Source organism: Allobosea sp. Root381 (assembly GCF_001429395.1).
Lineage (GTDB): Bacteria > Pseudomonadota > Alphaproteobacteria > Rhizobiales > Beijerinckiaceae > Allobosea.
Window position 1 is genome coordinate 152,807 of sequence record NZ_LMJT01000034.1, and the last position, 21,061, is coordinate 173,867.

The window sequence follows — 21,061 nt, forward strand, 5'->3', positions numbered from 1 at the left end:
GGATGGGCGTCCATGGGTTTCAAATGCGGTATCGTCGGCCTGCCGAATGTCGGCAAGTCGACCCTCTTCAACGCGCTGACGCAGACGGCGGCCGCCCAGGCGGCGAACTATCCCTTCTGCACGATCGAGCCGAATGTCGGCGACGTGGCGGTGCCCGATGACCGACTCGAGAAGCTCGCGGCAATAGCCGGCTCCAAGGAGATCATCCCGACGCGGCTGACCTTCGTCGACATCGCCGGCCTCGTGCGCGGCGCCTCCAAGGGCGAAGGGCTCGGCAACCAGTTCCTCGCCAATATCCGCGAATGCGACGCCATCGCCCATGTCGTGCGCTGCTTCGAGGATGGCGACATCACCCATGTCGAGGGCAAGGTCGCGCCGATCAACGACATCGAGATCATCGAGACCGAGCTGATGCTGGCCGATCTCGAAAGCCTCGAGAAGCGCGTGCTGCCGCTGGAGAAGAAGGCCAAGACCGGCGACAAAGAGGCCAAGGAACTGGCCGACCTGATGAACCGCTGCCTCGTCCTGCTGCGCGAGGGCAAGCCCGCTCGCCTGGTGCAGGTCGCCGCCGATGAGCGTCGCACCTTCGAGACGCTCGGCCTGCTCTCCTCCAAGCCCGTGCTCTATGTCTGCAATGTCGAAGAGGCGAGCGCCGACAAGGGCAACAGCTTCTCCGAGGCGGTCAAGAAGCGCGCCGCCGAGGAGAACGCGGTCGCGGTCGTCGTCTCGGCCAAGATCGAGAGCGAGATCGCGGTGATGCCCCTGGAGGACCAGAAGGACTTCCTTGAGGCGGTCGGCCTGGAGGAACCCGGCCTGAACCGCGTCATCCGCGCCGGCTATACCCTGCTCGACCTCGTCACCTATTTCACGGTTGGCCCGAAGGAGGCCCGCGCCTGGACGATCGAGAAGGGAACCAAGGGCCCGGCCGCCGCCGGCGTGATCCATAGCGATTTCGAGAAGGGCTATATCCGCGCCGAGACCATCGCCTACCCTGATTACATCGCCAACAAGGGCGAGTCGGGCGCGCGCGAAGCCGGCAAGTTCCGCCTCGAAGGCAAGGAATACGTCGTGGCCGACGGCGACGTGCTGCATTTCCGCTTCGCCAACTGAGCGGGAGCGCGGCGGCGATGCTGTATTTCGAGGATTTCATCCTTGGCGAGACGGTCGAGACCGGCAGCATCGCCGTCTCGCAGGACGACATCATCGCCTTCGCCTCGCGTTTCGACGCGCAGGACTTCCATGTCGATCCGGAGGCCGCGAAGGCGAGCTTCGTCGGCACGCTGATCGCGTCCGGCTGGCACAGCTGCGCGCTGCTGATGCGCCTGATCGCCGAGGACTTCCTGCTGGAATCCGCCGGGATGGGCGCGCCGGGCGTCGAGGAGGTCAAGTGGCAGCGCCCGGTCCTGCCCGGCGACGTGCTGCATGCGCGCCGCACCGTCACCGAGATCAGGCCCTCGCGCTCGCGTCCCGATATGGGGCTGGTCCGCTTCCGTTTCGAGCTGCTCAACCAGCGTGGCGAGCCGGTGCTGGAGCAGGCGAACTGGATCATGTTCGGCCGTCGCGGATCAGGTGCCGGGCAGCCGGCAGGCGACTGGCTCGGCCATCCGCCTCTCTATGTCCCGCCAGCCTCGCCCTCGGCCGTCGAACCGCCGGAAAGCCCGACCGAGGCGGCACGCTTCTTCGACGACATCGAGGTCGGCAGCAGCTTCGAGCTCGGAAGCAGCACCTTCACCGCCGACGAGATCGTGGCCTTCGCGCGCTCTTTCGACCCGCAGCCCTTCCATCTCGATGACGAAGCCGCCCGCTCCAGCCTGTTCGGCCGGCTCGCGGCCTCAGGCTGGCACACGGCCGCCGTCTGGATGGCGACCATGGTAACCCATCGCCGGCGCGAGCTTGCGGCTTTCGGGCCGGGCGCTGCGCCACGGCTCGGCCCCTCCCCCGGCTTCAAGAACCTGAAATGGTCGAAGCCGGTCTTCGCCGGCGACCGCATCACCTATCGCTCGACCGTGACCGACAAGCGCGCCAGCGCCTCGCGCCCGCAATGGGGACTGTTCTTCCACCACAACACTGGCGTGAACCAGAACGGCGAAGAGGTCTTCAGCTTCGACGGCTGCGTGTTCGTGGAGCGGAAGCCGGCCTGAGGGCCCTGGCCTCAGTCCGATGATTTTGTACGAAACCGCGCGGCCGGAGCACTATTCCCCGCGACGGCGTCGTCTCCGTCAAACCCCTATCGCCATGCCGTCGCGTTGCGGATCGGCACCGCCCGACCAGCCGTCGCCTTCGACCCTGACGCCGTGCGGCGCTCCGAAAGCGAAGGACTGGTAGGAGCGCGCGACGGAATAGCCCATCGCTTCGAGCTCGTCGGTCACGCCCCGCTGCACGCGGTTCGAGACGTCGATCGTGTCGCTGAGGCAGACGATGCGCGGCGCCGCCACCGCATCGGCCATGCTCATCTTGAAGTCGATGACGTTGCTCAGCGCCTGCGCCAGCGCCGGCACGATGAAGGTGCCGCCGGGCGCGCCGATGGCGAGCACGGGCTTGTCTTCCTCGAAGACGATTGTCGGCGCCATCGCGCTGCCGCGCGCCTTGCCGGGCGCGATCGAGGCGGCGCGGCCGGGGCGCGGGTCGAAGCCGCTCATCGTGCCGTTATACATGAAGCCGAGACCCGGCGTGATCGCGCCAGAGGGCTGGCCGAGGGTGTGCGTGATCGTCACCGCATTGCCCTCCTCGTCCATGACGCAGCAGACCGTGGTGTCGGGCGGGTCCTTGGCGAGTTCCCAGCGCGGCACGCTGGCCTTCTCGCCAGACCTGATACGCTGCGCGCGCTCGGCCGCATAGGCGGGCGACAGCAGCATCTCGAGCGGCACGTCGACGAAGTCGGGGTCGCCCATATGGGCGTCCTTGTCGATGGTCATCCACTTCATCGCCTCGGCGAGGATGCGGATATGCTCGGCCGAATTATGCTGCAGCTTGCCGAGCTCGAAGCCTTCGAGGATCTGCAGCAGCTCGATCAGCGAGGCGCCGCCCGCAGCCGGCGGGTTTCCGGCGATACGCAAACCACGATACGCGCCCCAGATCGGCTGCTTCTCGCGCACCGTGTAGGCGGCAAGATCGTCCATCGTGATCAGCCCGCCCTGCGCCGCCATGTCGGCGGCGATCTCCTGCGCGATCTCGCCGGTATAGAAGATGTCAGGGCCGGCCGTGGCTATGCGCTCGAGCGTGCGGGCGAGATCGGGATTGGCGACCATGTCGCCCGGCCGCTTCAGGCTGCCATCGGGCCGGAAATAGATCGCTCGTCCGGTTTCGCTGAGGCGCAGCTTGTCCTCGGTATTAACCTGCCCGGTCGCGCGCTGGTCGATCGCCCAGTAGTAATGGACATAAGGGCGGATCATGAAGCCCTCGCGGGCCTGCCTGATCGCCGGCGCCATCACGTCCGCCAGCGCCATCGTACCGAAGCGCGCCAGCGCCTCGGTGTAACCCTTGACGTTGCCCGGCGTGCCGGCAGCGAGATGGCCGAGCTCGTTGGCATGATCGCTCAGCAGGAAGGTGAAGCCGTCGCGCGTCTGGCCGACGAAGCGGTCCGCCCACATCTCGGCGGTGGCGGACAGCGGCGCCCGCGCCAGGAATTCCAGCACGGTATGGACGCCGCGCCCGGGCATGGCGATCTGCATCGCACCGAAGCCGCCGATCCCGCACATCTGCGGATCGACCACGCCCTGGCTGAAGGCGCAGGCGATGGCGGCGTCGATGGCGTTACCGCCGCGCCGCAGGATATCGGCGCCGACTTCGGCGGCCTCGGGCTGCGCCGCCACAATCATTCCGCGCATGGCTTTTGTCCTTCTGGGGCAGTCAGGGAAAGAGATATCCGCTGGTCATCCCGGACAAGCCGCTTCAGCGGCGCCGATCCGGAATCCATGCCTGAACCTTGATCGGAAACGTTCCGGCATGGATTCCGGGTCTGCGCTTCGCTTCGCCGAGGATGACCGCGCGAGGTGAAAGAACATGGCGCCAACCTCCGAGGCAGGATCAGGTTCGACCTGCCCCGGAGGATGGGACACCTCGGCTCAATGCAGCTCGTTCTTGAAGAACCGGCCGCCGCGCATGATCGCGCGCAGCGCCGGGCCTTCGTTCTGGAATAGCTTCGGGTCGCTCAGCGGGTCGCCGTCGACGACCAGCAGGTCGGCATAGGCACCCGGCACCAGCGTCCCGATCTCGCCTTCCATCCGGCAGAGCTTCGCGGCGGTGCTCGTCGCCGAGGCGACGACTTCCTGTAGGGGCAGAACGCGGGCGCGCAGCTCGAATTCGAGCGTCTGGTACTTCTGGAGCTGGCCGAGCAGGTCGGAGCCATAGCCCATGGGCAGGCCGGCATCGCGCATGAACGACAGCGATTCGATCCCGCCCTTGCGCACGGTCTCGATCTTCGCCGCCGATTCGGGGCGGAGCCCGAAATTCGAGCCTTCCAGCGCCAGCCCTTCATAGGCGGCGAGCGTCGGCACGGCGAAAGCTCCCGCCGCTGCCGCCTTCTTCGCCGTTTCCGGCTGGATCAGGTTGCAGTGCTCGAGCGAATGGACGCCGCATTCGACGGCGCGGGCGATCGCCTTGTCGGTGTAGAGATGGGCCGAGACATAGGTGCCGGCGTTCTCTGCCTCCTCGACGGCGGCGCGGATCTCGTCCTTCGAGAAGCCGAGCGCATGGATCGGATCGTTCGGCGAGGCGACGCCGCCATTGGCCATGATCTTGACGAAGGTTGCGCCGGCGCGGAGCTGCTCGCGCGCCGCGAGTCGCACCGCATCGACGCCGTCGCAGAGCTGGCCGACCTGTCCGAGCCGGCCGGTGTAGAGCGGGCGCGTCTCGGAGCGGTCGCGCGGGTCGGAGTGGCCGCCGGTCTGGCTCAGCGCCTTGCCGCAGATGATCAGGCGCGGACCGTCGATGAGCCCCTCCTCGACGGCCATGACGAGGCCGAGATCGGCGCCGCCGAGATCGCGCACCGTGGTGAAGCCGCGCATCAGCATGGCGTGCATGACGCGCCGCGCCCGCAGCGCCACCAGCGAGGACGGCGTCATCGCATTGGCGACGCCGTTGACCACCGAGGAGACGACATGGACGTGCATGTCGATCAGGCCCGGCATCAGCGTCCGGCCACCGAGCTCGATTCGTGTCGCGCTTGCCGACTTGATCGGTCGGTCCGAGACCTCGAGCACCCGCTCGCCCTCGATCAGCACCTCGATCCCGTCGAGCAGCCGATCCTGCGAGGGATCGAGGAAGCGTCCCCCGGTAAACAGCATCGGGCTCATGGAAGTCTCTCCAGACAATAGGAAAACGGCAGTGACGGGCTGGCCCGCAGCGGCCTCCCGAGGGGGCCTGCGGGTCCGTCGGAGAAGAAGTTTCCACACAATGTTGAGGTGTGCAATTGCATATTGGTGATTTTATCCAATTGACAGTTGGATATTTTCTCCGATTTTCTAAGGGCAGTTTCGAGGGGAGAAACCGTTTGGCGGTCGCGCAGAACACAGCAGTCCCTGGCTCGCCAGGCCAGGCACTTCCGGAGCAAGCCGTGCGGCACCACGCATCGGCGGGCCATGCCGGCGGCGTCATCGCCATGCGCGGACTGATCCGCTTTCTCATCTTCGTCGGCGTCGCGCTGATGCTGATCCCGCTGCTGATGACCGCCTATATGAGCCTCTTCGCGGACGGCGTGGTGACCTACCCGCCGAGCGGCTACACGCTCTCCTGGTACACAAGGCTCGCGGAGTTTCCGAAATTCGCCCAGTCGCTGGGAACGAGCCTTCGGGTGGCGGCGATGGCGACGCTCTGCAGCCTCCTGATCGGCGTGCCCGCCAGCATCGCGCTGGTTCGCTACAGCTTTCCGGGCCGCGGCGCGCTCAACGTGCTGCTGCTGTCGCCCCTGACGGTTCCGGGCGTCGTGATCGGCCTCGGCCTCTATGTGCTGATGGTCGATGTCGAGATCCGCACCGAGCTACCACTGACCGGCTCCGACTGGGTCCTGGTGCTGGCGCATCTGCTGATCACCACGCCGTGGGTCGTCCGGCTCTGCGTCGCCAACCTCGTGCAGCTCGATCGCTCGATCGAGGAGGCCGCCGCCAATCTCGGCGCCTCGCCAATCCGCGTCCTGTTCAGCGTGACGCTGCCGATGATGCGCCAGGGCATTGTCGCCGCAGCGCTGTTCGCCTTCATCGTCTCGTTCGAGAACATCGAGATGACGCTGTTCCTGATCAGCCCCGGGATGATCACCTTCCCGATCTCGGTGCTGCAATACCTCGAATACCGCTTCGATCCCCTCGTCGCCTCGGTCGTGGTCGTCCAGACCGCCGTCATCGCGGCGCTGCTGCTGGCGATCGACCGGTACGTCAAGCTGAGCAAGGTCGTCTGATGAGCCAAGTCTCTTCTATGAACACTGATTCCCATCTCCGCATCGAAGGCCTCACCAAGGTCTACGGTTCGACCGCCGCGGTCTCCGACGTCAATCTCGAGGTCCGCCAGGGCGAGTTGCTCGTGCTGCTCGGCCCCTCCGGCTGCGGCAAGACGACGACGCTGCGCCTCGTCGCCGGCTTCGTCGCCGCCACCAGCGGCCGCATCCTGGTCGAAGGCAAGGACTTCGCCGCCCTGCCGCCCTATCAGCGCGAGATGGGCATGGTCTTCCAGAGCTATGCCCTGTTCCCGCATCTGACGGTGGCGCAGAACGTCACCTTCGGCCTGCGCATGCGCAAGCTGCCCAAGGCCGAGATCGACCGCCGGCTCGAAGAGACGCTGGCGATGGTCAAGCTGACGCCGATGGCGGACCGCTACCCCCGCCAGCTCTCGGGCGGCCAGCAGCAGCGCGTCGCGCTGGCGCGGGCGCTAGCCATCCGGCCCAAGGTGCTGCTGCTCGACGAACCGCTCTCCAATCTCGACGCCAATCTGCGTCAGTCGGTGGCGCGCGAGATCCGGCAGCTCCAGAAGGCGGCGGGGCTGACGGCCCTGATGGTCACCCACGACCAGGACGAGGCCATGACCATGGCCGACCGGCTGGTGCTGATGAGCGACGGCAAGGTCCAGCAGGTCGGCACCCAGGAAGAGCTTTACGAGCAGCCGCTCAACCCCTTCGTTGCCCGCTTCATCGGCCACAGCAATCTGGTCGAGGGCGAGCTCGTCGAGGCCGACACCTTCCGCCTGCCCGGCGGCACCGTGCTGAAGCTCGCCGGCCGCTATGCCGGCCGTGGCCCGCATACCCTGGCGCTGCGCCCCGAGCGCCTGCGCCTGCTCGGTGCGAACGAGGCCGCGCCGCCGCTGGCGACCGCCCGCGTCGAGGACGCGACCTATGTCGGCGACCACATCGACTACCTGCTGACCCTCGAGGACGGCAGCAGCCTCGCTTTGCACGAGCCCACGGGCGCGGCCGGGACCGCACGGCGCGCGGTCGGCGAGACCGTGGGCATCGCCTGGGACGGCGCCAACGAGCGCCTGTTCGACGCCGCGAAGACCACCGTTCCCGCCCTGGCTGCGGCCTGAGGCTCGACCGAACCGACAACGACAACAGACGAGGGACAAGACGAGATGACGGATCTGATCACCCCCAACCGCAGGCAGCTTCTGACGCTGGCCGCGGGCGCCGCCGCGACGCCGTTCGCGCCGGCCATCCTGCGCGCGCAGGAAGCCTCCGGCCGCTGCGTCGTCAGCACCTGGGGCGGCGACTATGCCAAGCTGCTGACGCAGAACATCGAGGAGCCGCTGCTCAAGCCCAAGGGCCTGGAGATCGTCCAGGACGCCGGCACCGAGCCCACCCGCGTCGCCAAGTCGATCGCGCAGCGGCGCCTGCCGCGCGGCAGTGTCGACGTGATCTGCCTGCAGGCTCCCACGGCTCATGATCTCGAGGAGTCGGGGCTTCTGGAGCCGCTCGACGAGAGCAAGGTGCCGAACCTCAAATACGTCCAGAAGACGTTCGCGAACCCCTACTCGATCCCGCACATCTACAGCCCGCAGGTGATCGCCTACAGCCCCGAGCGCGTGAAGACGCCGCCGAAGAACTTCACCGAGATGGAGGCCTATGGCGAGAAGGTCGGCATCCTCGACACCAGCTACATCTGGGTCGCGATGGCAGCGGCCCTGAAGGGCCAGGGCGACCCCTCCAAATTCGCCGAGGCGAAGGCCAATCTCGAGAAGCTCGTCAAGGCCGGCGCCAAGGTCTACACCTCGACCGAAGCCTTCGCCCCGGGCATCAAGTCCGGTGAGATCGATGTCGGCCTCGTCTGGCATGCGCGCGTGCTGTTCTGGAAGAAAGGCGGCGTCGAGATGGCCTCCTCCTTCCCGGAGGAAGGCTGCATGACCTATGTCTCCAGCATGTGCGTGCTGAAGAACGCGCCCAACAAGGCCGCCGCCTTCGCCTATCTCAACGCAGCGCTCGACCCGCGCGCCCAGCGCGGCTTCGCCGAGAGCATGAGCTACCACCCGACCATCACCAATGCGGCTCTCGAAGGCGAGATCGCCAAGAGCCTCGCTTTGCCGGAGCCCGCGCCGAAGCTGATCCCCGCGCCCTATCCCGAGCTCAGCGCCGCGCGCGACGAGCTGAACGATTGGTGGCGCCGTCTGCTGGAGCGTCGCTGACATGACCGCGCGCCGGCCCGAGGGGCTCACCGCTTCGCTGCTCATCGGGCCGGCGACCTTGATCGTCATGCTGTCGCTGGTGCTGCCGCTGGCGGTGCTCGCCCGCTACAGCCTGAACCAGTACGACCGCAAGACCTTCATGGTGGAGGCGTTCTCGCCGGAGAACTACCTGCGCTTCTTCACGGACCCCTTCTATACCGGGGTTCTCTGGACGACCTTCAGCATCGCCATCACGACGACGGTGCTCTGCCTGATCCTCGGCTTCCCGATCGCCTACAAGCTGGCGCGCTCGCAGAGCCGCTGGAAGTCGATCGGCGTCCTGCTGATCATCCTGCCGCTCTTCATCGGCTCGACCGTGCGTGCGCTCGGCTGGATGGGCGTGTTGGGCCGCGGCGGCATCGTCGATGCGGCCTATGGCGCGCTCGGCGGCGAAGGCATCTCGCTACTCTACACCTCCTTCGCCGTCGGGCTCGGCATCCTCTCGATCAACCTGCCCTATATGATCCTGACGCTGCAGAGCGTGATCGAGGGCATCGATGCGCGGCTCGAGGAGGCTGCCGACAGCCTCGGCGCCGACGCGCCGCGCCGCTTCTGGCATGTCGTGCTGCCGCTCGCTTTGCCCGGCATCGCCACCGGCGGCATCCTGGTCTTCATCCTCGCGATGAACGCCTATGCCACGCCGTTCCTGCTCGGCGGCGCGCGCTTCCAGATGATGGCACCGATGCTCTATCGAGAGTTCGCGGTGAACAACAACTGGCCCTTCGCGGCAGCGATTGCCTTCATCCTGATGCTGACGACATTGTCGCTGACGGCGATCTCCGGCCTCGTCATCCAGCGCCGCTACAAGGCAGCATAGGCACCCCCACGATGATCGGCCCCGTCTCCACCCGCGCGAAGCTTCCTCAGTTCCGCCAGACCGTGACCGGGGCCGCGGTCGCGGAGCTGCGCCGCCGCATCCTCTCCGGCGCGGTCGCGGCCGGCGAGGCGCTGCGGCAGGACGCCTTGGCGAAGGAGTTCGGCATCAGCAGGATCCCGATCCGCGAGGCCTTCCATCAGCTCGCGGCCGAGGGGCTGGTCACGCTGCATCCGCATCGTGGGGCGGTGGTGACGGCGCTGTCGGCCTCCGAGATCGCCGAGCTGTTCGACCTGCGCGCCATGCTCGAACCGGACCTGATCCGGCGTGCCGTGCCGCAGATGCAGCCGAGCGACATCACCCGCGCCGAGATCATCCTCGCCGACTACGACGCTGCGATCCGCAACGGCGACCTCGACGCCTATGGCGAGTTGAACACCGAGTATCACCTGTCGCTCTACCAGGTCGCCGGCCGCCAGCAGACGCTCGAACTCGTGCGCGTGCTCCTCGCCAACACCGACCGCTACACCCGCGTCCAGCTCACGATGTCGGACGGGGCGACCGCGCGGGCGAAGCAGGAACACGCCGCGCTGCTGGAGTTCTGCCGCAAGGGCGATGCCGAGGGCGCCGCCCTGCTGACGCTCAACCACGTCATGGCCGTTCGCCAGGACCTGCTGACGCTGCTGCAGCCCGAGGAGGACGGGCCCGCAGAGCCGCAGGCATTGACGGCCGCCGACGCCGCACCCTCGAGCTGACCTGAATCGCTTTCGACATCACGACCCCTCAAGGCTGAGAACGAGGATAAGAAGACCATGACGATTGGAGTGGGTGGCTCGAGCTTCGAGGCGGAACTCGCCAAGCTGAAGCCGATGACGGGCGGCATTGAGCCGATCGCCGTCAAGGAATTCAAGGAGCGGATCGCCAAGGCGCAGGCTTTGCTGCGCGAGCAGGGCCTGCAGGCGCTCTATCTCGATACCTCGACGAGCCTGGCCTATTTCACCGGCATCCAGCTCGGCCTGACCGAGCGCCTGCACGGCGCGATCATCCCCGTCGAGGGCGAGATCGCCTATCTCAGCCCGACCTTCGAGGAGCCGAAGACGCGCGAATACATGAAGTTCGGCGACGACGTCCGCTGCTGGGAAGAGCATGAGGACCCGACCGAGCTGGTGATCGAGACCATCCGCAGCATGGGCTACGAGAGCGGCCAGGTCGCGCTCGATCCGCACACGCCCTTCTACATCGTCGACGGGCTGCGCAAGGCCGGAAACCGCTTCTCCTTCGTCCACGGCAATTCGATCACGGCGACCTGCCGGCAGCTGAAGTCGGCGGCCGAGATCGCGCTGATCCAGCGCGCCATGGACATCACCATGGAGGTGCACCGCGCCGCCGCACGCGCCCTGCAGGTCGGCGTCACCACCGGCCAGGTCCAGCTCTTCCTCGATCAGGCCCATCGCAAGCTCGGCATGAGCTGGACCAGCGGCGCCGCCCAGTTCGGCGAGGCGACCGCCTATCCCCATGGCGTGCCCTATGAGCAGACGCTCCAGGACGGCGACATGGTGCTGATCGACATGGGCACCAAGGTCGGCGGCTATCGCTCCGACATCACCCGCACCTATGTCTTCGGCGAGGCGACCGACCGCCAGCGCGAGATCTGGAACCTCGAGAAGAAGGCGCAGCTCGCCGGCTTCGCCGCCGCCAAGCTCGGCGACCCTTGCGAGAACGTCGATTTCGGCGCGCGCGGCGTCATCGAGGCGGCAGGGTTCGGCCCCGGCTACAAGGTGCCCGGCCTGCCCCACCGCACCGGCCATGGGCTCGGACTCGACGTCCATGAGGAGTCCTTCATGGTGAAGGGCAACAAGACGCCGTTGCAGGTCGGCATGTGCTTCTCGGTCGAACCGATGATGTGCATCTACGGCGAGTTCGGCGTGCGCCTCGAGGACATCGCCTACATGGCGCAGGACGGGGCGCGCTGGTTCACCGAGCCGTCCCACAGCGTCGACGACCCCTTCGCCTACGAAACCTGAGCAACTCTGCTGTGCAGCACGCCGCACAGCCCGTTCATCCCACCGTCAAGCCAGCCGAAGAATACGCAAAGGACAACATCATGGCTTCGAATGTCTTCATGGGCACGATCCCGGCCCTCATGACGCCCTGCAAGGCGGACCGGTCGCCCGATTTCGACGCGCTCGTCCGCAAGGGCCAAGAACTGATCGCCGCCGGCATGTCGGCGGTGGTCTATTGCGGCTCGATGGGCGACTGGCCCCTCCTGACCGACGAAGAGCGCATGGAAGGCGTCGCCCGGCTGGTCAAGGCCGGCGTGCCCGTCATCGTCGGCACCGGCGCCCAGAACACGCAGCGCGCCGCCGCCTTCGCCAGGCACGCCAGCGACGTCGGCGCCAAGGGACTGATGGTCATCCCGCGCGTGCTCTCGCGCGGCAACTCGCCAGCCGCCCAGGAAGCCCATTTTGCGGCGATCCTCGACGCCGCCAAGGGCCTGCCGGCTGTGATCTACAACAGCCCCTATTACGGCTTCGAGACCCGCGCCGAGCTGTTCTTCAAGCTGCGCGCGAGCTTCCCGAACCTGATCGGCTTCAAGGAGTTCGGCGGCGCCGAGAGCCTGACCTACGCGGCCGAGCATATCAGCGGCCAGTCCGACGACATCACCCTGATGGTCGGCGTCGATACGCAGGTCGTCCACGGCTTCGTCAATTGCGGCGCCGCCGGTGCGATCACGGGCATCGGCAACGTGCTGCCGAAGCATGTCCTGCATCTGGTCGCGCTCTGCGAGAAGGCGGCGAAGGGCGATGTCGCGGCACGGACGAAGGCCCAGGAACTGGACAGCGCGCTCGGTGTCCTGTCGAGCTTCGACGAGGGCGCCGACCTCGTGCTTTACTACAAGTATCTGATGGTGCTCGAAGGCAACCCGGAATACGAGCTGAACTTCAACGCCTCGGACGCCCTGAGCCAGGCGCAGAAGCACTACGCCCGTACCCAGCTCGAGCTGTTCAAGACCTGGTACGCGGCCTGGACGAAGGCCTGATCAGGCGCCGGTCTTCGGACGAAATGTCCCGTCATCCCGGGCGACCGCAGGGAGACCCGTGATCCATGCCTGAACCGATCCGGAATGGGTCCCGGATCGGCGCCGCTGACGCGGCTTGCCCGGGATGACCGGGGTAGGTTTCGGAGCAAGGCAGCAGGCTCTGAGAGCGGCACTCACCGAATGAACGAGCCCCGGTCCCGAACGGACCGGGGCTCGTTTCGTTTCAGCCGACCTTGCCGTAACCGGCGAATTTGGCGCCGACCCGCGCCATCTCCGCCTCGTCGAGGATGACCGGCTCCAGCCCGGAGGCGAGGATGTCGAGATACTGTCCGGCGAGGTTCTCGACCTCCGCCACGATCTGATGCGCCCCGGCGAGCGAGCCACCGAGCGCGATCACGCCGTGATTGGCGAGCAGCACAGCCTTGCGGCCCTCCAGCGCCCTGACCGCGTTCTCGGCCAGTTCAGGCGTGCCGAAGGTCGCATATTCGGCGCAGCGCACATCCGCCCCGCCGCAGAGCGCGATCATGTAGTGGAAGGCTGGGATGCCGCGCCGGGTCGAGGACAGCGCGGTCGCGCGCGGCGAATGGGTGTGGACGATGGCCTGCGCATCCGGCCGCGCCCTGTAGATCGCCGCATGGAAGGGCCATTCAGACGACGGCTTGCGCTCGCCCGACAGCACGGCCCCGTCCAGCGACAGCTCGATCAGGTCGTCCGGCGTCGTGCGGGCATAGGGCAGCCCCGAAGGCGTGACCAGGAAGCCGCCCTCCGTCCGTGCCGAGACATTGCCGGATTTCGAGGGGCAGAAGCCCGCCTTGTCGATCGCCTGCGCGACCGCGACGATCTCCGCCGCGAGGTCCTGCCGGTTCATGCCCTGCCTGCTCATCATCTGCCTTGCTCAATCTGCGGCGCCTGCCGCCCTTTCCGGAAACAGCCGGGCGAGACCGTCCGCGCTCGCCTCCGTGACGCCCCGCTCCGTGATCAGCCCCGTCACGAGCCGTGCCGGCGTGACGTCAAATGCAGGATTCGCCGCGTTACTGCCGGGAGCGAGCAGGCGAAAACTACGCACCTCGCCATCCTCGCCAACCCCGCTCAGATGCGTGACCTCACGCGCGGAACGCTCCTCGATCGGGATGTCGCGTAAGCCATCCGAAAGGCTCCAATCGATCGTGGGCGAAGGTAGCGCGACATAGAAGGGCACGCCGTTGTCATGCGCCGCCAGCGCCTTCAGATAGGTGCCGATCTTGTTGGCGACATCGCCGGTCGCCGTCGTCCGGTCGGTCCCGACGATCACCATGTCGACCTGGCCCTGCTGCATCAGATGCCCGCCGGCATTGTCCGCGATCACGGTATGAGGCACGCCATGCGCGCCGAGCTCGAAGGCGGTCAGCGCCGCGCCCTGGTTGCGCGGGCGCGTCTCGTCGACCCAGACATGGACGGGGATGCCCGCATCATGCGCCAGATAGATCGGCGCCAGCGCCGTGCCCCAGTCGACCGTGGCAAGCCAGCCGGCATTGCAATGGGTCAGGATGTTGACCGCCTTGCCGGCCGGGCGCTGCGCGGCAACGTCCCGGATCACTTCCAGCCCGTGCTCGCCGATGGCGCGGCACAGCGCGACATCCTCGTCGCAGATCGCGGCAGCCTCGGCATAGGCGGCTGCGCTCCGGTCCTCCGGCGCAAGCCCCGCGAGCCGCTCCCGCATCCGGCCAAGCGCCCAGTGCAGGTTGACCGCGGTCGGACGCGTCCCGCCGAGCATGGCCAGAGCTGCTTCCAGCGCCGCATCGGAAGGCTCGACCCGCATCGCCAGCGCAACGCCATAGGCGGCAGTCGCCCCGATCAGCGGCGCACCGCGCACCACCATGACGCGGATCGCCTCCGCCGCCGCCTCGGTCGAGGACAGCGTCACCGTCTCGAAGCGGAAGGGCAAGCGCGTCTGGTCGATCACGCAGACGCGCCAGCCATCCTGCGCAAGCCAGATCGTGCGGTAGGCCTGTCCCTGGATTTTCACGCGACACCCGTTTCCTTGAGCGTCATTGCGAGCACCCGGGCTCGCAATGACGGATGATCGGCATCGTCTTCAATGCCCGGGAAATGAGACCAGCGTGCGAACCGGAACGCCGAGGCGCCTGATCCGGTCGGCGCCGCCGAGATCGGGCAGATCGACGATGAAGCAGGCGGCGACCACCTCGGCCCCGAGCCCGGTGAGCAGCTCGACGGCCCCCTCCGCCGTCCCGCCGGTCGCGATCAGGTCGTCGACCAGCAGCACCCGCTCGCCACGGGCCACGGCGTCCTTGTGGATTTCGATCTCGTCGGTGCCGTATTCCAGCGCGTAAGTGACGCTCACCGTCTCGCGCGGCAGCTTGCCCTTCTTGCGCACCGGCACGAAGCCGGCCGAGAGCTGGTGCGCCACCGCCCCGCCGAGAATGAAGCCGCGCGCCTCGATGCCCGCGATGGTGGCGATCTTCAGCCCCGCGAAGGGCTGCACCAGCTCGTCGACGGCGCGCCGGAAGGCGCGGGCATCGCCGAGCAGCGTGGTGATGTCGCGGAAGACGATGCCGGGCTTGGGATAGTCCGGGATCGCGCGGATGGAATCGGCAAGGTTCATCGTCACGCTGCCTTCAGGATGCGACCGGCGACCGCATCGAGCCTGGCGAGCAATGCCGGATCGCGGAAGGCCGGCGCGGTGATGATGGCATTGTCGAGCGCATTGTGCGATCCCGCCGGGCAAGGCACGCGCTCAGCCGGGAAGTCAGCCGCCAGCCGCGCCACCAGGCGCCTCGCCCTGTCGGCGTTCTCGTGCAGCACCTTGACCACGGCCGCGACGTCGACCGGGCCATGCTCCGCGTGCCAGCAGTCGTAATCCGTCACCATCGCCACCGTCGCATAGGTGATCTCGGCCTCGCGGGCGAGCTTGGCCTCCGGCATCGCAGTCATGCCGATGAGGTCGTAGCCGAGCCCCTTATAGGTCGTCGATTCGGCATAGGTCGAGAATTGCGGCCCTTCCATCGTCACCAGCGTACCGCCGCGCACGAAGGCCAGATCCTCGGCGGTCGCGGCATCCGCGATCAGCCCCTGCAGCGCCGGCCCGACCGGGCGCGCGAGCGAGACATGCGCGACGCAGCCCTTGCCGAAGAAGGAGCTCGGCCGGCCGCTGGTGCGGTCGACGAACTGGTCGACCAGCACGAACAGTCCCGGATAGAGCTCGGCCTTGTAGGAGCCGCAGGCTGAGAGCGAGACGAGGTCGGTGACGCCGGCGCGCTTCATCACGTCGATATTGGCGCGGTAGTTGATCTCCGAGGGCGGGATCGCATGGCCGCGGCCGTGGCGCGGCAGGAATGCGATCTTCGTCTTACCCAACCGGCCGATGCGCAGCACGTCGGAGGGTTCACCCCAGGGGCTCTCGATGCGCTCCTCGCGCAATTCCGTCAGGCCCGGCAGGTCGTAGATGCCGGAGCCGCCGATGATGCCGAGAACCGCTTCGCTCATGCCTTGTCCCTCATCACGGATTGTCTCGGCACGTCCCGTCGCATGCCGGCATGGGGCGCCGCAATGGCAGACTGCACCCGCCAAACGAAAAGGGCCCCGTCGCCGGGGCCCTTGGTGATGTCTTGGCGATCAGTGCGCGGCCGAGCCGTCGGGCATCCGCGACCAGACCTTCTTCTTCGTGTAGTAGAGCAGCCCGCCGAAGATCAGCAGGAACAGCATCACCTGCAGGCCGATGCGCTTGCGCGCCTCGAGATGCGGCTCGGCGGCCCAGACGAGGAAGGCCGTCACGTCCCTGGCGTACTGCGCCTCGGTCTCCGGCACCTGCGGCTGGCCGTCGGCGCCCTTCGGATACTCGACCTGCCCGTCATTGAGCGGCTTCGGCATCGCGATCAGGTGACCGGGCATATAGGTGTTGTAGTACTGGCCGGGCTGCAGGGTGACGCCTTCGGGCGGCGGGTCCTTGTAGCCGGTGAGCAGCGCCGCGAGGTAGTCCGGCCCCTGCTCCTGATACTGGGTGAAGATGTCGAAGACGAACTTCGGGAAGCCGCGCTCATAGGTGCGCGCCTTTGCGATCACCGACAGATCGACGGGGTAAGCCCCGCCGCTGGCGGCGCGAGCGGCCTGCTCGTTCGGGAACGGCGAGGGGAACGGGTCGGCCGGGCGGCCCGGCCGCTCGAACATCTCGCCCTCGTCGTTCGGGCCGTCCTTGATCTGGAACGTTGCGGCCAGCGCCGTGATCTGGCCGGCACTGAATTCCGGCCCGCCGGGCTGCGACAGGTTGCGGAAGCGCAGCAGCGTGGCGCCGTGGCAGCTCGCGCAGACCTCCTTGAAGACCTTGTAGCCGCGCTGGAGCTGGGCCCGGTCGAACTTGCCGAAGGGTCCGGAGAAGGACCAGCTCAACTCGGGCGGGATGACACGTTCGCCAGCGGCCTGCGCGCTCAGCGGCAGGGCGGCGAGCAGGAGGCCGAAGGCGGCCGAGCGGAACGAAATCTTGCTCATGGTTTCGTCTCAGCCCTTGGCGTTGGGTTCGGCAGCGGTGGCGAGAGCCACCCGCGCGCCCGAGCCGCCCTGCAGCGAGCCGAGCACGGAGTCGGCGATCGAGTTCGGCAGCGCCTTCGGCCGTTCGAACAAGCCGACGACGAAGAGAGCCACGAAGTAGCCGAAATACAGCGCGGTGAAGATCCGCGAGGCGATGACGTAGCCGCCCTCGGCCGGCATGGCGCCGAGCCAGCCCAGGCCGATGCAGACCACGACGAAGGCCCAGAAGAGCTGGCGGCCGATCGGGCGATAGCTCATCGACTTGATCTTGGAGGTGTCGATCCAGGGCAGGAAGGCGAGCACGACGATCGCCGCGCCCATCGCCACCACGCCGCCGAGCTTGTCGGGGATGGCGCGCAGGATCGCGTAGAACGGCAGGAAGTACCATTCCGGGACGATATGCGCCGGCGTCACGGCCGGGTTGGCCGGGATGTAGTTGTCGGCATGACCCATGAAGTTCGGCTGGTAGAACACGAAATACGCGAACACGAACATGAAGCAGACCATCCCGAAGATGTCCTTGATGGTCGCGTAGGGCGTGAACGGCACCGTGTCCTTCTGGACGTTCTTCACCTCGACGCCGGTCGGGTTGTTCTGGCCGACATGGTGCAGCGCCCAGACGTGCAGGATGACCACGCCGAAGATCATGAACGGCAGCAGGTAATGCAGCGAGAAGAAGCGGTTCAGCGTCGGGTTGTCGACCGAGAAGCCGCCCCACAGGAAGGTGACGATCGTCTCGCCGACCACAGGCAGGGCCGAGAACAGGTTGGTGATGACGGTCGCGCCCCAGAAGGACATCTGGCCCCAGGGCAGCACGTAGCCCATGAAGGCGGTCGCCATCATCAGCAGGAAGATCACCACGCCGAGGATCCAGAGCACCTCGCGGGGCGCCTTGTAGGAGCCGTAATAGAGGCCGCGGAAGATATGGACGTAGACGGCGACGAAGAACATCGAGGCGCCGTTGGAGTGCAGGTAGCGCAGCAGCCAGCCATAGTTCACATCGCGCATGATGTGCTCGACGGAGTTGAACGCCATCGTCGCATGCGGGGTGTAGTGCATCACCAGGACGACGCCGGTCACGATCTGCGCGACCAGCATGAACATCAGGATGCCGCCGAAGGTCCAGAGGTAGTTCAGGTTGCGCGGGACCGGATAGGACACCGCCGAATCATGCGTCAGGCGGATGATCGGCAGGCGCGCATCGAGCCAGCGCTCGAAACCCGTCTTCGGGACGTAGGAACTGTGACCACTCATGCGGAATGCCTCGAGGCTGTGTCTTCCAGGCCGAAACGTGCGAAGCGCATCGCTCAGCCGATCCGGATCTTGCTGTCGGTGCTGAAAGCGTAGGGCGGAACCGGCAGGTTGAGCGGCGCCGGGCCCCTGCGGATGCGGCCGGACGAATCGTAGTGCGAGCCGTGGCAGGGGCAGAACCAGCCGTCGTAATCGCCCTTGTTGTCGCCGGGATTATTGCCGAGCGGAACGCAGCCGAGATGGGTGCAGCTGCCATAGACCACGAGGTACTGGTCGTGACCTTCCTTGACGCGGGACTGATCGGTCTGCGGATCGGGCAGCGTCGCGACATCGACCGAGCGCGCCTCGTCGATTTCCTTCTTGGTGCGGTGGCGCACGAAGATCAGCTTGCCGCGCCAGAACAGCTTGATCGCCTGCCCCTCGGCGATGGGCGCCAGATCGACGTCGATCGGCGCGCCGGCGGCGACCGTCTGCGCGTCGGGCGCGAGCTGGCTCACCAGCGGCACAACGACGGCGCCGAGGCCGACGGCGCCGGCTGCGCCGGTCGCCAGCATGAGGAAATCGCGGCGGGTGGTCTGGGTCGATTTCGTATCGGTCGCGTGCGCCACGATCCAATCCTCTGTACGTCAGTCGAGCTTTGGAACAACTCGAAATTACAAGGCTTGCGCCCGTATAGGGGCGCGCCGTGGCGGCCGCAATGCGGCGGCGCGTCACTGCCGCGTCTTTGGCATGCAGTTTTGACGAAGTCTACTGTTCCACCGATTCCGCGTTGGACGAAGTAGACCCTTCGCGGCAGGCCTCAGGCGGAGAGCTTTTCAGGGTCCGCCGCGGCCAGGAAGCCGCCCGACTGGCGCGACCACAGCCGGGCATAGAGCCCGCCCCGCTCCACCAGCTCGGCATGGTTGCCGATATCGACGATCCGGCCCTTGTCGAGCACGATCAGCCGGTCGAGCGCGGCGATGGTGGACAGCCGATGCGCGATCGCGATCACCGTCTTGCCCTGCATCAGGGCTTCGAGCTGCTCCTGGATCGCCGCTTCGACCTCCGAATCCAGGGCCGAGGTAGCCTCGTCGAGAATCAGGATTGGGGCATCCTTCAGCAGCACACGCGCGATCGCGATGCGCTGGCGTTGTCCGCCGGAAAGCTTCACGCCGCGTTCGCCGACGCGCGAATCGAAGCCGTGACGGCCGTCCTGATCGCTCAAGCCCTGCACGAACTCATGCGCCACGGCCTGCCGCGCCGCCTCGGCGATCTCTTCCGGCGTCGAGCCGATCCGGCCATAGGCGATATTGTCGCCGATCGAGCGGTGCAGCAGTGAATTGTCCTGCGTCACCATGCCGATCTGGGCGCGAAGCGAGTCCTGCGTGACATGGGCTATATCCTGCCCGTCGATCAGGATGCGCCCGCTCTGCAGCGGATAGAGCCGCAGCAGCAGGTTCACCAGCGTCGACTTGCCGGCGCCCGATGGCCCGACCAGCCCGATCTTCTCGCCGGGCCGGATCTCGAGATCGAGCCCCTCGAACAGCCCGTCGCCCCGCCCATAGTTGAAGCGGACCTTGTCGAAGCGGATGCCGCCCTGCTCGACCACGAGCGGCGCCGCATCCGGCGCATCGGTCAGGTCGTGCGGCTTGGCGATCGTCTCCATACTCTCCTGGACGGAGCCGATATTCTCGAAGACGCCGCGCACCAGATGGATCAGCCAGCTCGACATCTGGACCAGCCGCAGCACGAGGCCGATCGAGGCCGCAACCGCACCGGGCGTCATCTCCCCCTGGCTCCAGAGCCAGAGGCAGAGCCAGGCCGTCGCCACGACGAGCAGGCTGTTCATCGTCTGCAGGATGACGCTGACGCCGGTGATCAGCCGCGACAGGTTCAGGAAGGCCGCGTTCCAGCGCGTCAGCGAGTCGCGCACGGCCGAGCGCTCGGCATCGGCGCGGGCGAAGAGCTTGACGGTCAGGATGTTGGTGTAGGCATCGACGATGCGCCCCGTCGTCGAGGAGCGGCCGAGCGAATTCGCCTCCGAACGCTTCTTCGCGCGCGGCACGAAATAGATCAGCAGCACGACATAGGCCGAAAGCCAGACCAGCACGGGCAGTGCCAGCCAGAGCGAGGTCGAGCCGAAGAAGCCGATCGCGACCGACGCGAAGATCAGCGCGTACCAGAGGTCGTCGATGACCTCGATGGTTGCGCCACGGATCGATTGGCCCGCCTGCAGCACGCGCGACGAGAGCCGCCCGGCGAAGTCGTTCTGGAAATAGCCGAGCGCGTGGCCCAGCGTATAGACATGGTTGCGCCAGCGGATCTGGTTGGTGATCTGCGGCACCACGACCTGGTCGACGATGGCGTGGTTGGCGAAATAGACCAGCGGCCTGACCACCACGAGCAGGAAGGCGGCGCTGGCCAGCAGCCAGCCATGCTCGCGGAAGATCGTATCGGGCGACTGCGTCGTCAGCAGGTCGACGAACCAGCCGACCATCAGATACATCGCCGCCTCGATGCCGCTGAAGCCGAGCCCCGTCAGCATGATCAGGGCCATCCAGCCCTTCACGCCCTTGATGTGGTGCCACATGAAGCGCCAGACGCCGCGCGGCGGGGTCTCGCGCTCGTCAAAGGGCGCGAAGACGTCGATTCGGCTCTCCAGCCAGCGGAACAGGGCGGTAAACATGTCCGCCCTCCTCTGGACCGGCATGGCGACGAAAACTTGGCGTGATATGGGGCGCCCGCTCTGCAAAGGCCAGCCTGCCTGACGCATAGCTGGCAAAAGCCAGCGTCCTTGACGCATGTCGGCCCGTCAC

Annotated in this window: 19 protein-coding genes; 9 read left to right on the forward strand and 10 right to left on the reverse strand. The window is 66.9% G+C overall.

Annotation, left to right across the window (positions count from 1 at the left end):
• The first annotated feature begins 12 nt into the window (after positions 1-12).
• Positions 13-1,110: a redox-regulated ATPase YchF gene (gene ychF / locus ASE63_RS20600; protein WP_056805788.1), complete on the forward strand. Its 1,098-nt coding sequence runs from the start codon at positions 13-15 to the stop codon at positions 1,108-1,110.
• A 17-nt stretch (positions 1,111-1,127) separates the two neighbouring features.
• Positions 1,128-2,141 (forward strand): MaoC family dehydratase, encoded by a 1,014-nt coding sequence (locus tag ASE63_RS20605; protein WP_056805791.1) that lies wholly within the window; start codon positions 1,128-1,130, stop codon positions 2,139-2,141.
• A 78-nt stretch (positions 2,142-2,219) separates the two neighbouring features.
• On the opposite strand, the gene ggt is transcribed toward ASE63_RS20605, so the two are convergent.
• Together ggt and ASE63_RS20615 are read right to left on the reverse strand one after the other, a co-directional pair.
• Positions 2,220-3,827, reverse strand: a complete 1,608-nt coding sequence (gene ggt, locus ASE63_RS20610; RefSeq protein WP_056805794.1) for a gamma-glutamyltransferase — start codon at positions 3,825-3,827, stop codon at positions 2,220-2,222.
• Between the two features lie 237 nt (positions 3,828-4,064).
• Entirely contained in the window at positions 4,065-5,294 is a 1,230-nt protein-coding gene (locus tag ASE63_RS20615; protein WP_056805797.1) for an amidohydrolase family protein, read from the reverse strand.
• 260 nt (positions 5,295-5,554) lie between these two features.
• On the opposite strand from ASE63_RS20615, the gene ASE63_RS20620 reads away from it, so the two are divergent.
• The 7 genes from ASE63_RS20620 (at position 5,555) to ASE63_RS20650 (ending at position 12,494) form a co-directional block, all read left to right on the forward strand.
• Positions 5,555-6,391: an ABC transporter permease gene (locus ASE63_RS20620; protein ID WP_156410508.1), complete on the forward strand. Its 837-nt coding sequence runs from the start codon at positions 5,555-5,557 to the stop codon at positions 6,389-6,391.
• A gap of 17 nt (positions 6,392-6,408) precedes the next feature.
• Positions 6,409-7,509 carry an ABC transporter ATP-binding protein gene (locus ASE63_RS20625; protein ID WP_082610154.1) on the forward strand — a complete coding sequence of 367 codons (1,101 nt, stop codon included), beginning with the start codon at positions 6,409-6,411 and terminating at the stop codon, positions 7,507-7,509.
• 45 nt (positions 7,510-7,554) lie between these two features.
• Entirely contained in the window at positions 7,555-8,601 is a 1,047-nt protein-coding gene (locus ASE63_RS20630; protein ID WP_056805807.1) for an extracellular solute-binding protein, read from the forward strand.
• A gap of 1 nt (position 8,602) precedes the next feature.
• Positions 8,603-9,457, forward strand: coding sequence for an ABC transporter permease (locus ASE63_RS20635; protein ID WP_056805810.1), 855 nt, complete (start codon positions 8,603-8,605; stop codon positions 9,455-9,457).
• A gap of 11 nt (positions 9,458-9,468) precedes the next feature.
• Positions 9,469-10,209 carry a GntR family transcriptional regulator gene (locus ASE63_RS20640; RefSeq protein WP_082610155.1) on the forward strand — a complete coding sequence of 247 codons (741 nt, stop codon included), beginning with the start codon at positions 9,469-9,471 and terminating at the stop codon, positions 10,207-10,209.
• 57 nt (positions 10,210-10,266) lie between these two features.
• A complete protein-coding gene (locus tag ASE63_RS20645) occupies positions 10,267-11,478 on the forward strand; it encodes a Xaa-Pro peptidase family protein (RefSeq protein WP_056805814.1) in 1,212 nt (403 codons plus the stop codon).
• An 80-nt stretch (positions 11,479-11,558) separates the two neighbouring features.
• Positions 11,559-12,494 (forward strand): dihydrodipicolinate synthase family protein, encoded by a 936-nt coding sequence (locus ASE63_RS20650; protein WP_056806177.1) that lies wholly within the window; start codon positions 11,559-11,561, stop codon positions 12,492-12,494.
• 223 nt (positions 12,495-12,717) lie between these two features.
• Here the strand turns inward: ASE63_RS20650 and ASE63_RS20655 are convergent, their stop codons facing one another.
• The 8 genes from ASE63_RS20655 to ASE63_RS20690 form a co-directional block, all read right to left on the reverse strand.
• Positions 12,718-13,380: a class II aldolase/adducin family protein gene (locus ASE63_RS20655; protein WP_211200571.1), complete on the reverse strand. Its 663-nt coding sequence runs from the start codon at positions 13,378-13,380 to the stop codon at positions 12,718-12,720.
• 9 nt (positions 13,381-13,389) lie between these two features.
• A complete protein-coding gene (gene mtnA, locus ASE63_RS20660; RefSeq protein WP_056805817.1) occupies positions 13,390-14,499 on the reverse strand; it encodes an S-methyl-5-thioribose-1-phosphate isomerase in 1,110 nt (369 codons plus the stop codon).
• A 69-nt stretch (positions 14,500-14,568) separates the two neighbouring features.
• Positions 14,569-15,096 (reverse strand): adenine phosphoribosyltransferase, encoded by a 528-nt coding sequence (locus tag ASE63_RS20665; protein WP_056805820.1) that lies wholly within the window; start codon positions 15,094-15,096, stop codon positions 14,569-14,571.
• Between the two features lie 2 nt (positions 15,097-15,098).
• On the reverse strand, positions 15,099-15,977 hold the full coding sequence (locus ASE63_RS20670) for an S-methyl-5'-thioadenosine phosphorylase (protein WP_056805823.1): 879 nt from the start codon (positions 15,975-15,977) through the stop codon (positions 15,099-15,101).
• 129 nt (positions 15,978-16,106) lie between these two features.
• A complete protein-coding gene (locus ASE63_RS20675) occupies positions 16,107-16,976 on the reverse strand; it encodes a cytochrome c1 (protein WP_056805826.1) in 870 nt (289 codons plus the stop codon).
• A gap of 9 nt (positions 16,977-16,985) precedes the next feature.
• Complete coding sequence (locus tag ASE63_RS20680; RefSeq protein WP_056805829.1) at positions 16,986-18,269, reverse strand: cytochrome b/b6; 1,284 nt, start codon at positions 18,267-18,269, stop codon at positions 16,986-16,988.
• 53 nt (positions 18,270-18,322) lie between these two features.
• On the reverse strand, positions 18,323-18,874 hold the full coding sequence (petA, locus tag ASE63_RS20685) for a ubiquinol-cytochrome c reductase iron-sulfur subunit (RefSeq protein WP_280137458.1): 552 nt from the start codon (positions 18,872-18,874) through the stop codon (positions 18,323-18,325).
• 191 nt (positions 18,875-19,065) lie between these two features.
• Positions 19,066-20,931 (reverse strand): ABC transporter ATP-binding protein, encoded by a 1,866-nt coding sequence (locus ASE63_RS20690; protein WP_056805833.1) that lies wholly within the window; start codon positions 20,929-20,931, stop codon positions 19,066-19,068.
• Between the last annotated feature and the right edge of the window lie 130 nt (positions 20,932-21,061).